The sequence below is a fragment of the Virgibacillus sp. M23 genome (assembly GCF_034190895.1).
Classification (GTDB): domain Bacteria; phylum Bacillota; class Bacilli; order Bacillales; family Amphibacillaceae; genus Virgibacillus; species Virgibacillus salarius.
Genome location: NZ_JAWDHA010000414.1, coordinates 1 through 255 on the forward strand (window position 1 = coordinate 1; position 255 = coordinate 255).

Annotated in this window: 1 pseudogene; it reads right to left on the reverse strand. The window is 39.6% G+C overall.

The features are described from left to right. Window positions 1–255, reverse strand: a pseudogene (locus RVS70_RS23230) (IS91 family transposase); the annotation flags it as partial.

Here is a 255-nt window from a genome sequence, read left to right on the forward strand (position 1 = left end):
CAATCTTTATTTCTAATTTCCCATTCTCTAGACACACTTCTCCCTTGTATTCATAGTAATTGTCGCAATGCGAGCACACAAGGGGATCTTTTTGACCACTAGAAATAATACGCTCTCTCCAGGTTTGGCGGCGTAATGTCTTCTTCACTTTTACTATCCATTTCCTTGTACCTTGTTGCCATGTAGCTAATAGCTTTTTGCTTAAGCTCTTACTCCTTCTAGAATACACCCCATAGTGACGAATTGTCTTGAACT